This window comes from Pseudomonas sp. P1.31 (assembly GCF_001269815.1).
Taxonomy (GTDB): Bacteria; Pseudomonadota; Gammaproteobacteria; order Pseudomonadales; family Pseudomonadaceae; genus Aquipseudomonas; species Aquipseudomonas rustica.
On record NZ_LHVN01000003.1, the window covers coordinates 340,563 to 355,511 of the forward strand.

Consider the following 14,949-nt stretch of genomic DNA (forward strand, 5'->3'; position numbering starts at 1 on the left):
AGTGCTGAACGCTGCCGCGCGCATCGAACTGCTCAGCCCACGGCTGGCGAACCAGATTGCCGCCGGTGAGGTGGTTGAACGTCCGGCCTCGGTGATCAAGGAGTTGCTGGAAAACAGCCTCGACTCCGGCGCCAAACGCATCGATGTCGATGTCGAGCAGGGCGGCGTCAAGCTGCTGCGCGTCCGTGATGACGGCAGCGGTATTTCCGCCGATGACCTGCCGTTGGCGCTGGCCCGTCACGCCACCAGCAAGATCCGCAACCTCGAAGACCTCGAACAAGTGATGAGCCTCGGTTTCCGGGGTGAGGCACTGGCGTCGATCAGCTCCGTGGCGCGCCTGACCCTGACCTCGCGTACCCGCGATGCCGAACAAGCCTGGCAAGTTGAAACCGAAGGTCGCGACATGGCGCCGCGAGTTCAACCGGCGGCCCACCCGATCGGCACCTCGGTGGAAGTTCGTGATCTGTTCTTCAACACCCCGGCGCGGCGCAAATTTCTCAAGACCGAAAAAACCGAATTCGATCACCTGCAAGAAGTGATCAAGCGTCTGGCGCTGGCGCGTTTCGACGTGGCTTTTCATCTGCGCCACAACGGCAAAACCATCCTCAGCCTGCACGAGGCCCACGATGATGCGGCCCGCGCACGGCGAGTGGCAGCGATTTGCGGTTCGGGTTTTCTTGAGCAGGCGCTGCCGATCGAGATCGAGCGCAACGGCCTGCACTTGTGGGGCTGGGTCGGTTTGCCGACCTTCAACCGCAGCCAGGCGGATTTGCAGTATTTCTTTGTGAATGGCCGGGCGGTGCGCGACAAACTGGTCGCCCACGCGGTGCGTCAGGCCTATCGCGACGTGCTGTTCAACGGCCGTCACCCGACGTTTGCGCTGTTTTTCGAAGTTGATCCGGCGGCAGTCGACGTCAACGTGCACCCTACCAAACACGAAGTGCGCTTCCGTGACGGGCGCATGGTGCATGACTTCCTTTACGGCACGTTGCACCGTGCGTTGGGCGATGTGCGTCCGGAAGATCAACTGGCCGGCTCCGTCACCACTGCCGTCGTTCGCCCATCCGGCCTCGATGCCGGCGAGTTCGGCCCGCAAGGCGAAATGCGTCTGGCGGCCAATGCGCTGCTGGAACAACCGCAGGCGCAACCGGCGTTTAACACCTCGTCCGGTGCCAGCGCTGGCGGCGCTTATCAGTATCAATACACGCCGCGCCCGCAGTCAGGCATGCCGCCGGCTGCCGAGGCGCAGGCTGCGTATCGCGAGTTTTTTGCGCCGTTGCCTGAAGCCAACGCCAATGCACTGCCGGCCGGACAGGAAGACATTCCGCCGCTGGGTTACGCGCTGGCGCAGCTCAAAGGCATCTACATTTTGTCCGAGAACGCCCAAGGGCTGGTGCTGGTGGACATGCACGCAGCGCACGAGCGGATCATGTACGAGCGCCTGAAGATCGCCATGGCCAGCGAAGGCCTGAGCGGTCAGCCATTGCTGGTGCCAGAGTCGTTGGCAGTCAGTCAGCGCGAAGCCGATTGTGCTGAAGAGCACGCCGCATGGTTTCAACGTCTGGGCTTTGAATTGCAGCGGCTGGGCCCGGAAACTCTGGCGATCCGCCAAATTCCAGCCTTGTTGAAGCAAGCCGAAGCCAACCGCTTGGTCGGCGATGTACTCTCGGACTTGATGGAATACGGCACCAGCGACCGGATTCAGGCGCACCTGAACGAACTGCTCGGCACCATGGCCTGCCACGGCGCGATCCGCGCCAACCGGCGTCTGGCCCTGCCGGAAATGAACGGCCTGCTGCGTGATATGGAAAACACCGAGCGCAGCGGTCAATGCAACCATGGCCGACCGACCTGGACCCAGCTGGGCCTGGACGATCTGGACAAACTGTTCCTGCGCGGTCGTTGATGAGCCAGCTCCCTCCAGCGATTTTTCTGATGGGCCCGACCGCTGCGGGCAAGACTGATCTGGCCATCGAGCTGACCAAGGTGCTGCCGTGCGAGTTGATCAGTGTCGATTCGGCGCTGGTCTATCGCGGCATGGACATCGGCACTGCCAAACCGTCCAAAGAACTGCTGGCCGAACATCCGCACCGCTTGATCGACATTCTCGATCCGGCGGAGGCGTATTCGGCTGCGGATTTCCGTCGCGATGCGTTGCAAGCGATGGCGGAAATCACCGCACGCGGAAAAATTCCGCTGCTGGTCGGCGGCACCATGCTCTATTACAAGGCGCTGGTGGAAGGGTTGGCGGAGATGCCGGCGGCTGATCCCGAGGTGCGCGCGCAGATCGAGGAAGAGGCTGCACGCCTTGGCTGGCAAGCCCTGCACGACCAATTGGCGGTCATCGACCCGGTGTCGGCGGCGCGGATTCATCCGAACGATCCGCAGCGCTTGAGTCGGGCACTGGAAGTCTATCGAGTCAGCGGTCAGAGCATGACTGCCCTGCGCGCACAACAATCTGCGCAAAGTACTGAAGCAGCCGCTTCGGGACTGCAACAATTGCCCTATACTGTCGCGAACTTGGCCATTGCCCCGGCAAACCGCCAGGTACTGCACGAGCGCATTAAACAAAGATTCACAATTATGTTGGAACAGGGATTCATCGACGAGGTCGTAGCCCTGCGTAAAAGAAGTGACCTGCATTCAGGGTTGCCGTCTATACGTGCGGTAGGCTACCGCCAAGTCTGGGATTACCTGGATGGCAAGCTGACGTTGGCCGACATGCAGGAGCGCGGCATCATCGCCACGCGCCAATTAGCCAAGCGCCAGTTCACCTGGCTGCGCAGCTGGGAAGATCTACACTGGCTGGACAGTCTTGATTGCGACAATCTGCCACGCGCCTTGAAATACCTTGGGACCATCTCCATATTGAGCTGAGTCCTTGCAATTGCCGTCTATCCTTGGGGGTGTGGCGGCTAAAGCCATCTGAATTACCTATTTTTTATTATTGAATCCTTAAAGGAGTGCGGCACATGTCAAAAGGGCATTCGCTACAAGACCCTTACTTGAATACTTTACGTAAAGAGAAAGTTGGGGTTTCCATCTACCTGGTCAACGGTATCAAACTGCAAGGCACGATCGAGTCGTTCGACCAGTTCGTGATCCTGCTGAAAAACACCGTGAGCCAGATGGTTTACAAACACGCTATCTCGACAGTAGTGCCGGTTCGTCCAATTCGTCTGCCTAGCGCAACCGAATCCGAAGCAGGTGACGCTGAGCCAGGTAACGCCTGATAGGAGTCTCCTTTGTTCTTTGAGCGCCACGGTGGTGGTGAGCGAGTAATCCTCGTTCACTTGGATGGACAGGACCCTGAGGCGCGCGAAGATCCGCAGGAGTTTCAGGAATTGGCTAATTCGGCCGGCGCCGAGACCGTTGCGTTTTTTAACGTGCCGCGTCATCGGCCAACCGCCAAATACCTGATTGGCAGCGGCAAGGTCGAGGAACTGCGCGACCTGGTCAAGGCTGAAGAAGCCGATCTGGTGATCTTCAATCACATCCTCACGCCCAGTCAGGAACGTAACCTCGAACGTGTTTTCGAGTGTCGCGTGATCGACCGTACCGGCCTGATTCTCGATATTTTCGCCCAACGCGCCCGTACCCATGAAGGCAAGCTCCAGGTCGAACTGGCCCAGCTTGACCACATGAGCACCCGCCTGGTTCGTGGCTGGACTCACCTTGAGCGTCAAGGTGGCGGTATCGGCATGCGTGGCCCGGGTGAGACCCAACTCGAAACCGACCGCCGTTTGCTGCGGGTTCGCCTGCGCCAGATCAAGGGCCGGCTCGAGAAGGTGCGCAGCCAGCGCGAGCAATCGCGTCGCGGCCGTTCCCGTGCGGATATCCCGACCGTTTCTCTGGTGGGATACACCAACGCCGGCAAATCCACACTCTTCAACAACGTGACGAAATCCGACGTCTACGCGGCCGACCAATTGTTCGCCACGCTGGATCCGACCCTGCGCCGTCTCGACATCGACGACCTGGGGCCGATTGTTCTGGCGGACACGGTGGGCTTCATTCGTCACTTGCCGCACAAGCTGGTTGAAGCATTTCGGTCTACCCTCGAAGAGTCGAGCAACTCCGATCTGCTGTTGCACGTGATCGATGCAGCAGAACCGGATCGCATGTTGCAGATCGAGCAGGTGATGGTGGTGCTGGGCGAGATTGGTGCCCAGGACTTGCCGATCCTCGAGGTCTATAACAAACTCGATTTGCTTGAAGGCGTTGAGCCACAAATCCAGCGCGACGAAAACGGCAAGCCCCAGCGGGTCTGGCTTTCGGCGCGTGATGGCAGTGGTCTGGAATTGCTTGAACAAGCCATCGCCGAATTGCTCGGCAGTGATTTGTTTGTCGGTACCCTGCGCTTGCCGCAACGATTCGCCCGACTGCGTGCGCAGTTTTTCGAGCTCGGTGCGGTACAGAAAGAAGAACACGACGAAGAAGGCATCAGTTTGCTGGCCGTTCGTTTGCCCCGGGTCGAGCTGAATCGACTGGTAAGCCGCGAAGGATTGCAGCCGATGGAATTCATCGAGCAACACACTTTGCAATAAAAGCCTGAAGAAGCGGTTGTGCCGTGACGGCAGGCATTCTGTAGCATTGGTCGGCGCGCCGTGGGTGCGTCTTTGCTTTATCAGATGGAGAGCGCTATGGCTTGGAATGAGCCGGGTGGCAACTCGAATAATCAGGATCCTTGGGGTGGCAAACGCCGCAATAACGGCGACCGCAAGGGGCCACCAGATCTCGATGAGGCCTTCCGAAAGCTGCAGGAAAGCCTGAACGGGTTGTTCGGTGGTGGTAAAAAACGCGGTGATGACGGCGGGGGTTCCGGCAAAAGCCGTGGCGGCTTCGGCGGTCTGATCGGCATCGTCCTCGTCGTGCTGGCGGCTATCTGGCTGTACAGCGCGGTCTATGTGGTCGACGAGCAGGAGCAGGCCGTGGTGCTGCGCTTCGGCAAGTACTACGAGACTGTTGGCCCGGGCCTGAACATCTACCTGCCGCCGATCGACAAGAAGTACATGGAAAACGTAACGCGTGAGCGTGCGTACACCAAGCAGGGCCAGATGCTCACCGAAGACGAGAACATCGTCGAAGTGCCGCTGACCGTGCAGTACAAGATCAGCAACCTGCAGGACTTCGTGCTGAACGTCGATCAGCCGGAAATCAGCCTGCAACATGCGACCGACAGCGCCCTGCGCCACGTGGTGGGTTCGACCGCCATGGATCAGGTGCTGACCGAAGGTCGTGAATTGATGGCCAGCGAAATCAAGGAGCGTCTGCAACGCTTCCTCGATACTTACCGCACCGGTATCACTGTGACTCAGGTCAACGTACAGAACGCGGCAGCCCCGCGTGAAGTGCAGGAAGCCTTCGATGACGTGATCCGCGCCCGTGAAGACGAGCAGCGTTCGCGCAACCAGGCTGAAACCTACGCCAACGGCGTCGTGCCGGAAGCCCGTGGTCAGGCCCAGCGCATCATCGAAGATGCCAACGGTTATCGTGACGAAACGGTCTCGCGTGCCAAGGGTGAGGCGGATCGCTTCACCAAACTGGTCGCCGAGTATCGCAAGGCACCTGAAGTCACCCGCGAGCGTCTGTACCTGGACACCATGCAGGAAGTCTTCAGCAACACCAGCAAGGTACTCGTGACCGGTAACAAGAACGGCCAGAGCAACCTGTTGTACCTGCCGTTGGACAAAATGATTCAGAACAGCTCGGGCAGCAATGCGCCGGTCACCGGTTCGGCCGCTGCCAGCAACAACACGGATGCCGCGCCGCACGTCACTGACCTGCCGCAGACGCGCACAAGGGAGACCCGCTGATGAGCAATAAATCGCTGATCGCCCTGATCGTTGGCGTCGTTGTGCTACTGGTGGGCTGGAACTGCTTCTACATCGTCGCTCAGACCGAGCGTGCGGTGCTGCTGCAATTCGGTCGCGTGGTTCAGGCTGATGTTCAGCCGGGCCTGCATGTGAAAGTGCCTTACGTTAACCAGGTGCGTAAATTCGACGCACGTCTGATGACGCTGGATGCACCGACACAGCGCTTCCTGACCCTGGAAAAGAAAGCCGTGATGGTTGATGCCTACGCCAAGTGGCGCGTGAAAGATGCCGAGCGCTTCTACACCGCAACTTCCGGCCTCAAGCAAATCGCCGACGAGCGTCTGTCCCGCCGTCTCGAATCCGGTCTGCGTGACCAGTTCGGTAAGCGCACCCTGCACGAAGTGGTGTCGGGTGAGCGTGATGCACTGATGGCTGACATCACCGCATCGCTGAACTCGATGGCGGAAAAAGAGCTGGGTATCGAAGTTATCGATGTCCGGGTCAAAACCATCGATCTGCCGAAAGAAGTAAACCGCAGCGTGTTCGAACGTATGAGCACCGAGCGTGAGCGTGAAGCTCGCGAGCACCGCGCCAAGGGTAACGAGCTGGCAGAAGGCATCCGTGCCGACGCCGATCGTCAACGCCGCGTGCTGCTGGCTGAAGCCTATCGTGAATCCGAAGAGGTTCGCGGTGACGGTGACGCCCAGGCTGCTGCGATCTACTCCAAGGCCTACGGTCAGGATCAGGAGTTCTACGGTTTCTACCGTAGCCTGCGCGCCTACCGTGAAAGCTTCGCGAACAAATCCGACGTCCTGGTCCTCGACCCAAGCAGTGACTTCTTCCGCTACCTGGAAAAGTCCAAGCCTTGATACGACGTTGACCTGAATCATTCCGCCCGGCGGCTAAAACCTCGGGCGGGGTGATCCTTTCGGAAAACGTGTGTATGATGCGGCAGCCGGGAAATTCCCGGCTTTTTTGCGTCTGCACGTTTGATTGCTGTTTTTTGTTGCAGGCATCGGGTTGAATGGCCCGACCGTTTTTCGAGGAAAGTGATGGGCGAAGCCGCTGACAGGCCTTTCGCTGCGTCGTTCATGCGCGTGCGTTTTGAACGGACTGATCATTTTCTGCTTCACTCAAGGCTCGCCCTCGTGCTGGCCGCCCGGATCAAAGGGGAATGGCGTAATGGCAACGGTAGACCGCTGGCTGCTGCCAGATGGCATCGAAGAAGTACTGCCACCGGAGGCGGCGCGCATTGAAGTCGCGCGTCGTCAGGTGTTGGATCTGTTCCAGAGCTGGGGTTACGAGTTTGTCGTGACTCCCCATATCGAGTACCTGGAATCCCTGCTGACCGGCGCGGGCCAGGACCTGGATCTGCGTACCTTCAAGGTCATCGACCCGCAATCGGGCCGGCAGATGGGTTTCCGGGCGGACATCACGCCGCAAGTGGCGCGCATCGATGCGCACACCCTGCGTCGCGAAGGCCCGAGCCGTCTGTGCTACGCCGGCAGCGTGCTGCATGCGCAACCGCGTGCATTGTCGTCCTCGCGCAGCCCGATTCAGTTGGGCGCCGAGTTGTACGGCGACGCCAGTCCGAGCAGCGACGTTGAAGTGATCAGTCTGATGCTGGCCATGCTGCAACTGGCCGATGTGCCGGATGTGCACATGGATCTGGGGCATGTCGGCATTTACCGTGGTCTGGCGCGTGCCGCCGGTCTGTCTGGTGAAGTCGAGCAGCAGTTGTTCGATGCGCTGCAACGCAAGGCCATCGACGAGGTCATTACCTTGACCGAAGGTCTGCCGGCCGATCTGTCCGGCATGCTGCGTGCGCTGGTTGATCTGTGCGGCGGCCGTGAAGTGTTGAGCGCTGCCCGCGAGCGTCTGGCGAATGCGCCGGCGCCGGTTCTGGCAGCACTGGAAGATTTGCTGGCGATCGCCGAGCGTCTGTCGGCGCGCTTCCCGGAGCTGCCGCTGTACTTCGATCTGGGCGAGCTGCGTGGCTACCACTACCACACCGGTGTGGTGTTCGCGGTGTTCGTGCCGGGCGTTGGCCAGTCCATCGCTCAGGGCGGTCGCTACGACGACATCGGCGCCGATTTTGGTCGCGCCCGTCCGGCGACAGGCTTTTCCACCGATTTGAAAACCCTGGTGACCCTGGGGCGTGCTGAGATCGAGCTACCGTCTGGCGGTATCTGGATGCCTGACAGTACGGATGCGGCACTCTGGCAGCAGGTTTGCCAGTTGCGCAGTGAGGGTCAGCGTGTCGTTCAGGCGTTGCCTGGACAACCTTTGGCCGCCGCCCGTGATGCGGACTGCGACCGGCAATTGATTCAGCAGAACGGGCTTTGGCAAGTTTCGCCACTGGCTTCTTGAGTTTTCCTGCCGGCCATCGCCGGCACCAAGTTTGCGCGAATGAGGACAAGTGTTATGGGTAAGAATGTCGTAGTCCTGGGCACCCAATGGGGTGATGAGGGCAAAGGCAAGATCGTTGATCTGCTGACCGAACATGCTGCCGCCGTAGTGCGCTACCAAGGTGGCCACAACGCTGGTCACACCCTGGTGATCGACGGCGAAAAAACCGTTTTGCACCTGATCCCGTCGGGCGTGCTGCGCGAAGGCGTGCAGTGCCTGATCGGCAACGGCGTGGTGGTTGCACCTGACGCCCTGCTGCGCGAGATCACCAAGCTGGAAGAGAAAGGCGTACCGGTGCGCGAGCGTCTGCGTATCAGCCCGTCCTGCCCGCTGATACTGTCCTTCCACGTAGCGCTGGATCAGGCTCGTGAAAAGGCCCGTGGCGAGCTGAAGATCGGTACTACCGGTCGCGGCATCGGCCCGGCGTACGAAGACAAGGTCGCTCGTCGTGGCCTGCGTGTTGGCGACCTGCTGAACATGCCGCGCTTCGAAGACAAGCTGCGTGAACTGGTGGATTACCACAACTTCATGCTGGTCGGTTACTACAAAGAGCCGGCGATCGAGTTCGAAAAGACTCTGGCCGAGTGCAAGGAATACGCTGAGCTGCTCAAGCCGTTGATGCTCGACGTGACTGCCGAGCTGCACGACCTGCGTCGCGCCGGCAAAGACATCATGTTCGAAGGCGCCCAGGGTTCGTTGCTCGACATCGACCACGGCACCTACCCGTACGTGACCAGCTCCAACACCACCGCCGGTGGCGTGGCGACTGGTTCGGGCGTTGGCCCGATGTTCCTGGACTACATCCTGGGCATCACCAAGGCTTACACCACTCGCGTCGGTTCGGGCCCGTTCCCGACTGAGCTGTTCGACGAAGTCGGCGCGCACCTGGCCAAGCAAGGTCACGAGTTCGGCGCTACCACCGGTCGTGCCCGTCGTTGCGGCTGGTTCGACGCCGTTATCCTGCGTCGCGCTATCGATGTGAACAGCATCTCGGGCATCTGCCTGACCAAGCTGGACGTACTCGATGGTCTGGAAACCATCAACATCTGCGTCGGCTACAAAGACGCGCAAGGCAACGCCGTTGCTCCGACCGACGCTGACAGCTACGTAGGCCTGCAGCCTGTGTACGAAGAAGTGCCGGGCTGGACTGAATCGACCGTGGGTGCAAAAACCCTGGAAGAGCTGCCGGCTAACGCTCGTGCCTACATCAAGCGCGTTGAAGAGTTGATCGGCGCACCGATCGACATTATTTCGACGGGCCCGGATCGCAACGAAACCATCGTTCTGCGTCATCCGTTTGCTTGATAAGTCGTTGATGTAAAAAACAAAGGCCCCTTAATCGGGGCCTTTGTCGTTTATGCCTGTCGGACGGCATGACCTTTGCTGTGAAACTTCCTACAAGAGTGCCATCAAATTAATGGCGTCAGAAGTAGAGGTATTCACAGTGTCGGCCGTTCTCTCACTGTTACAAAGCCGTTTGTTGCGCCCGGTATTCGTTACCCTTGGTATCGCCCTTTTGGTGCAAGTGCTGGTGGCCGTCGCCCTGACACGGAGCACCGTCACGGCGCTGGAAGCCGATCTGGGCGTGCGCCTCGGTGCCGACAGCCAGAAACTCTCTGGTGAACTAGAGCAGGCCGGACGTGAAGTCACGTCGAGCCTGGACAACCTTTCCAGCAGCACCCGCCAGCGGTTGACCGCCGGTTTGTCCACGCGTCTGAAGGATGAGCAGGCACAGCTGCGTGCGACCCTGGAAAAAGACCTCAAGGATTCGGCCAATGACATGGCGCAACTGCTCGCCTCCGTTGCGCCGCGCGCGATGTGGGACAGCGACGTGCCGACCCTCTCCGAGTTCGCTCGTCGTGCCCAGCGCAATCCCAATGTGCTGTTTGTGGTGTACGACGATGCCACCGGCCAGCACCTGACCCGTTATCTCAACCGCGAAAACCCGATCAACAAAGCCTTGCTGGAAAAAGGCCAAGGCGAGCGTGCGCTGGATAAGGTGCTGGATGCGGCGAAGAACGATCCGTCGGTTTACTACCTTGAAGCCTCGATCAATCCCAACGGCGTGGAAATCGGCAAGGTGCTGATGGGCGTTTCCACGGCGTCGGTGGAAACCGATCTGGCCGCGCTGGATAAACGTTTCTCGGCGCTGATCGCCAGCAGTGATCAACTGGTCGGCGACAGCCTTCAAGGTGCCGCCGCCGATAGCGCGAAAGCCATGCAAGCGCGTCTGCAATCGGCGCAATCCACCGCTGCTGAAATGAAAGCCAATACCGCCAGCACCGTGCAAGAGGCAGCGGCGACGCTGCGCTGGAGAATCGGTCTGGGCCTGGCGCTGGTCGGTTGCGGCGTGCTGCTGTTGCTGGCCGTGGTGTTGGGCCATCGCGTGGTCAATCGCCTGAAGATGCTCAATGCCGCGATGGATGATCTGGCAGCGGGCGAGGGCGATCTGACCAAGCGGGTGCAGATCAACAGCAAGGACGAAATCGGCGACATGGCTTCGGCGGTCAATCGCTTTGTCGATAAGTTGCAGCCGATCGTGCGCGAGGCGGGCGATGTCGCCCAGCGTACCGGCGTGGAGATCGGCGCGATGACCCTGCGCAATGCTGGCGCCGATGCGGCGGCCGGGATGCAGCGTGATGAAGTGGCGGAGAGTCTGCGCGCACTGTCGCAAATGGCCGACGAGGCTCAGTCGGAAAGCCAAGCGATGCAGGCGGCGTTGAAGCAGGTGGTGGATATTCGTCAGGCCACTGATGAGAACACGCGCACGTCGGCCAAGGTCGGCGGCTTGATTGAGGCGTTGGCCGGGCAGGTCGACACCGGAGCGAAGGTCATTCAGCGACTGGCGCAGCAGAGTGAACAGATTGAAGTGGTGCTGACGGTGATCCACGGGATCGCCGAGCAGACCAATTTGCTGGCACTGAACGCGGCGATTGAAGCGGCGCGCGCGGGTGAAACCGGGCGTGGGTTCGCGGTAGTGGCGGATGAGGTGCGTGCGTTGGCGAGCAAGACGCAAAGCTCTACCGGCGATATTCAGGCGCACATTGTTGCTTTGCAGCAGGGTGCGCGTGAGGCGGTTGAGGCGATTGGTCAGGCCGGGCGTCAGGCTAGCGAAGGCTTGCTGGTGTTGCGCGACAGTGCGCGGTTGCAGCAATCGGTGCAGGCCTCGGTTGAGCAGGTGCATGCGGCGATTGGTCTGGCGACGCAGGCAGCGGCGCATCAGGCGCAGGGTGCGCAGGCGGTGCGTGGGCGGGTCGAGACGATTCATGCGCAGGCCGAGAAAGCGGCGCAGGCAGTGGTGGAAACCACGGCGAGTGGCAAGGTGCTGGATGGGTTGGCTGCGCAGTTGAAGGCGAGTCTGGGGCAGTTCAGGGCTTAGGATCAAAAGATCGCAGCCTGCGGCAGCTCCTACATTAATCTCCTGTAGGAGCTGCCGCAGGCTGCGATCTTTTAGCGGCTCAAATACATCCGCGTCGTCAACAGATACACCGGCAAGCCGGACACCAAAATCAACAACGCCGCATAAGGCGCCGCAGCCGCAAACTCAACATTCGCGGTATGCGCCCAGACCTCAGTCGCCAGCGTGTTAAGCCCGGTCGGACTCAGCAGCAGCGTCGCCGTCAATTCCTTCATCGCATCGAGAAACACCAGCGCAAACGCCGCGCCCAATGCCGGGAAAATAATCGGCAATGTCACCCGGCAAAACGCCGTGAACGACGAAGCACCCAGCGTACGCGCAGCCTCTTCAAGCTGCGGCGCAGCCTTGTTCAGTGCAGTACGAATCGGTGCCTGCGCCAGCGGCAGAAACAGCAGCGCATAAGCGATCAGCAACAACCCCGAAGTCTGGTACAGCGCCGGCACGTAATGCAGGGCGAAATACACCAGCGTCAGCGCAATTACCAAGCCCGGCAACGCGTGTAAGAGATATGGCAGGCGTTCGGCCCAGATCGCCAGTTGGCCCTTGTAACGCACCACTAACAACCCGACCGGCACCGCCAGTACTAGGCACAGCGCCGCGCCACCGAGCGACAGTGCCAGTGACGACAGCAATGCTTCAGTAATCGCCGCCACCGGAAACGCTGCCGACGAACCGACCGCCAGCCAGTAGGCCAGCATGCCCAGCGGAATCCCGCTGCCGACAATCGCCAGCGCCAGACAATACAACTGACCCAGCGAAGCCCAGCGACCCAATCGAACTTGCTCAGCCTGACGCGCCGCGCCTTGCCCGGTGCGCACATGCCGGCCTTTGCCACGCACGCGCAGCTCCAGCCACAACAACACCAGGCACAGCGCCAGCAGCACCGCAGAAAGCATCGCCGCGTTGGCGTTACTGAATTCCAGCTCGAACTGTTGATAGATCGCCGTGGTGAAGGTTTGCAGGCCGATGATCGACAGCGCGCCGAACTCCACCAACATGTGCAAGGCAATCAGCAACGAACCGGCCAACAGCGAAGGCCAGAGCAGCGGCAGGGTGACGCGGAAAAACACCCCCCAGCGATTCTGCCCGAGGGTGCGTGCGGACTCTTCAAGGGAGGGATCGAGATTGCGCAGGGTTGCCGCTACCGGCAGAAAGATCAGCGGATACTTCGACAGGCTCATCACCAGAATCGCCCCGCCGAGCCCTTCGAACTGCGCACTCAAGGAGACCCAGGTGAAGCTACTGACAAACGCCGGCACCGCGAACGGCAGGCACAGAATCACGCCCCACAGGCGCCGCCCCGGCAGATTGCTGCGTTCCAGCAGCCACGCCAGCGACAGACCGATCACGCCGCAGGTAATCGTCACGCCAACCATCAATGCCAGCGTATTGCGCAGCAGGCCGAACACGTACGGGCGCCACAGCAAGTGCAGCGCCTCGGCCCAACCGGCCTGCCAGGCTTTCAGTCCGACGTAGGCGAGCGGCAAAAGGCTGAGCACTACCAGCAGCAACACTGGCAGCACCAGCCAGATCGACGGCCGCTTGCGCTTTGGTACGTAACCCCCGCGCGAGGCGGGGGCGGATAACGATGCGGCCATCAGTTCAAGCCAACTTCACGTTCCAGTTCCAGCGCTTCTTCGGCATTGCCCAGATCGGCCGGCGTTACGTTCGGCGCTTCCAGCTCGCTGAACGGCTTGAGCCCGCGATCCGATTCCATGCCTTTGTGCAGCGGGTATTCGGCGGTGGTCTGAGTGATCACGCGCTGACCTTCTTCGCTGGCCATGTAGGCGAGGAATTGCTGGGCTTCTTTTGGATGCTTGCTGGATTTCAGCACGGCAGCACTGGATACGGTGATCAAGCCACCGACATCGCCGCCGGTGAAGTAATGCAGTTTCGAGTCGAGTTTGCCTTTCTCGCGCTGCAGGGCGAACCAGTAGTAGTTGTTCACCAGCACGGTAGCGACTTCGCCGTTTTCCACAGCTTTCAGGGCAACCATGTTGTTGCTGTAGGTTTTGCCGAATGCGCGCAGGCCAGTCAGCCATTCTTCGGCAGCGTCACGACCGTGCAGCTTGATGATCGCTACGGCTTGTTCTTGGAACGCGCCGCTGGTTGGCACGAAACCGACTTTGCCTTGCCACTTCGGATCGGAGAATTCCATCACCGATTTCGGCAGGTCTTTTTCATCGACCAGTTTCGGGTTGTAGGCAACCACGCGAACGCGCGCTGTGACGCCGATCCAGGTGCCGTTGCCGGCTACATATTTTTCCGGAAGCACAGCCAAAGTGGCGTCATCGGTTTTCGCCAGCAGGCCGAGTTCGCCGAGATTGTTCAGCGGCGGCGATTCTTCGGTGTAGATCACATCGGCGGGGGAGCGGTCGCCTTCTTCGATGACCTGGCTGGCGAGCTGATTGCTGCTGCCTTTGCGGACATTGACGTGAATGCCGGTTTTGGCTTCGAAGGCTTTGGCGATCGCGTCGCCGACTTCCTTGTGCTGGCCGTTATAGAGAGTCAGGGAAACCGCATCGGCAGCCTGGGTGAGGGGAGTGGCGAGCGCCAGGCCGAGAAGGGTGAAGGTCAGGCCTCGGCGCAGGGTATTTCGAAACGTCATTCGCAGGGTTCCTCACTGTCGCATTGCAAAAACTTGCAACAATGATAAACGATATTGTTTCTCAAGTGCGCCTTGCGAGAGGCCGCCAGCTCTGATACGACGACTTCGTTGAACCGTAGGAGCTGCCGAAGGCTGCGATCTCTTGATCTTGCTCTTTGAAAAACAGGGTCAAAGGATCGCAGCCTTCGGCAGCTCCTACAGGGATTCTGGTTTTCGGGAGGGCAGAAACGCAAAAACCCGCTTTCGCGGGTTTTTGTGAAATCCAAGGCCGTAACCTTGAATTTGAATTGGTGCCCAGAAGAAGACTCGAACTTCCACGACCTTGCGGTCACCAGCACCTGAAGCTGGCGTGTCTACCAATTTCACCATCTGGGCAATCATCGCTAGCGTTGCCGCTGTTGATGTGGCGCACTATACGGAGCGCTTTTTGATCTGTAAACCCCTGATTTAATTTTAATAAATCGGTTTTAACAAAAGCGTTCCTTAGAATGCAAAAAACCCGCTTTCGCGGGTTTTTGTGTGAGTCTTGAAACTGATCTAGTCTCAAACTCTAAATTGGTGCCCAGAAGAAGACTCGAACTTCCACGACCTTGCGGTCACCAGCACCTGAAGCTGGCGTGTCTACCAATTTCACCATCTGGGCAGTATCGGCAACGCTGTGCGTCGTCGATGGCGCGCACTATACGGAGCGTCTTTTT

At 59.8% G+C, this 14,949-nt stretch carries 11 protein-coding genes and 2 tRNA genes; 9 read left to right on the top strand and 4 right to left on the bottom strand.

What is annotated here, in order from left to right; translation table 11 throughout:
• Positions 1-4: 4 nt before the first annotated feature.
• The 9 genes from mutL (at position 5) to AD669_RS02315 (ending at position 11,604) form a co-directional block, all read left to right on the top strand.
• On the top strand, positions 5-1,906 hold the full coding sequence (gene mutL / locus AD669_RS02275) for a DNA mismatch repair endonuclease MutL (RefSeq protein ID WP_172680066.1): 1,902 nt from the start codon (positions 5-7) through the stop codon (positions 1,904-1,906).
• Positions 1,906-2,877, top strand: a complete 972-nt coding sequence (gene miaA, locus AD669_RS02280; RefSeq protein ID WP_053116771.1) for a tRNA (adenosine(37)-N6)-dimethylallyltransferase MiaA — start codon at positions 1,906-1,908, stop codon at positions 2,875-2,877. Before mutL ends, miaA begins: the two co-directional genes overlap by 1 nt.
• Before the next feature lie 95 nt (positions 2,878-2,972).
• A complete protein-coding gene (gene hfq, locus AD669_RS02285) occupies positions 2,973-3,233 on the top strand; it encodes an RNA chaperone Hfq (protein ID WP_007902656.1) in 261 nt (86 codons plus the stop codon).
• A 12-nt stretch (positions 3,234-3,245) separates the two neighbouring features.
• Positions 3,246-4,547 carry a ribosome rescue GTPase HflX gene (gene hflX / locus AD669_RS02290; RefSeq protein WP_053116772.1) on the top strand — a complete coding sequence of 434 codons (1,302 nt, stop codon included), beginning with the start codon at positions 3,246-3,248 and terminating at the stop codon, positions 4,545-4,547.
• A 96-nt stretch (positions 4,548-4,643) separates the two neighbouring features.
• Positions 4,644-5,816 carry an FtsH protease activity modulator HflK gene (gene hflK / locus AD669_RS02295; RefSeq protein WP_053116773.1) on the top strand — a complete coding sequence of 391 codons (1,173 nt, stop codon included), beginning with the start codon at positions 4,644-4,646 and terminating at the stop codon, positions 5,814-5,816.
• Entirely contained in the window at positions 5,816-6,685 is an 870-nt protein-coding gene (gene hflC, locus AD669_RS02300; protein WP_053116774.1) for a protease modulator HflC, read from the top strand. Before hflK ends, hflC begins: the two co-directional genes overlap by 1 nt.
• Positions 6,686-6,998: 313 nt before the next feature.
• Positions 6,999-8,186 (top strand): ATP phosphoribosyltransferase regulatory subunit, encoded by a 1,188-nt coding sequence (locus AD669_RS02305; RefSeq protein ID WP_007915833.1) that lies wholly within the window; start codon positions 6,999-7,001, stop codon positions 8,184-8,186.
• Positions 8,187-8,240: 54 nt separating this feature from the next.
• Positions 8,241-9,530: an adenylosuccinate synthase gene (locus tag AD669_RS02310; RefSeq protein WP_027921980.1), complete on the top strand. Its 1,290-nt coding sequence runs from the start codon at positions 8,241-8,243 to the stop codon at positions 9,528-9,530.
• A gap of 139 nt (positions 9,531-9,669) precedes the next feature.
• Positions 9,670-11,604 (top strand): methyl-accepting chemotaxis protein, encoded by a 1,935-nt coding sequence (locus AD669_RS02315; RefSeq protein WP_053116809.1) that lies wholly within the window; start codon positions 9,670-9,672, stop codon positions 11,602-11,604.
• Positions 11,605-11,675: 71 nt separating this feature from the next.
• Here the strand turns inward: AD669_RS02315 and AD669_RS02320 are convergent, their stop codons facing one another.
• From AD669_RS02320 to AD669_RS02335, 4 genes are all read right to left on the bottom strand, one after another.
• The gene (locus tag AD669_RS02320; protein WP_053116775.1) at positions 11,676-13,241 is read right to left on the bottom strand and encodes an iron ABC transporter permease; all 1,566 of its coding nucleotides are present in this window, start codon (positions 13,239-13,241) and stop codon (positions 11,676-11,678) included.
• Positions 13,241-14,251 carry an extracellular solute-binding protein gene (locus AD669_RS02325; protein WP_053116776.1) on the bottom strand — a complete coding sequence of 337 codons (1,011 nt, stop codon included), beginning with the start codon at positions 14,249-14,251 and terminating at the stop codon, positions 13,241-13,243. Before AD669_RS02325 ends, AD669_RS02320 begins: the two co-directional genes overlap by 1 nt.
• Before the next feature lie 288 nt (positions 14,252-14,539).
• Positions 14,540-14,626: transfer RNA gene (locus AD669_RS02330), tRNA-Leu, on the bottom strand.
• Positions 14,627-14,807: 181 nt separating this feature from the next.
• Positions 14,808-14,894: transfer RNA gene (locus AD669_RS02335), tRNA-Leu, on the bottom strand.
• Positions 14,895-14,949 lie beyond the last annotated feature (55 nt).

Excerpts from the sequence above, each read along its gene's own strand:
- miaA (WP_053116771.1), top strand. The coding sequence starts at position 1,906 with ATGAGCCAGCTCCCTCCAGCGATTTTTCTGATGGGCCCGACCGCTGCG.
- hfq (WP_007902656.1), top strand. The coding sequence starts at position 2,973 with ATGTCAAAAGGGCATTCGCTACAAGACCCTTACTTGAATACTTTACGT.
- hflK (WP_053116773.1), top strand. The coding sequence starts at position 4,644 with ATGGCTTGGAATGAGCCGGGTGGCAACTCGAATAATCAGGATCCTTGG.
- hflC (WP_053116774.1), top strand. The coding sequence starts at position 5,816 with ATGAGCAATAAATCGCTGATCGCCCTGATCGTTGGCGTCGTTGTGCTA.
- AD669_RS02305 (WP_007915833.1), top strand. The coding sequence starts at position 6,999 with ATGGCAACGGTAGACCGCTGGCTGCTGCCAGATGGCATCGAAGAAGTA.
- AD669_RS02310 (WP_027921980.1), top strand. The coding sequence starts at position 8,241 with ATGGGTAAGAATGTCGTAGTCCTGGGCACCCAATGGGGTGATGAGGGC.
- AD669_RS02320 (WP_053116775.1), bottom strand. The coding sequence starts at position 13,241 with ATGGCCGCATCGTTATCCGCCCCCGCCTCGCGCGGGGGTTACGTACCA.
- AD669_RS02325 (WP_053116776.1), bottom strand. The coding sequence starts at position 14,251 with ATGACGTTTCGAAATACCCTGCGCCGAGGCCTGACCTTCACCCTTCTC.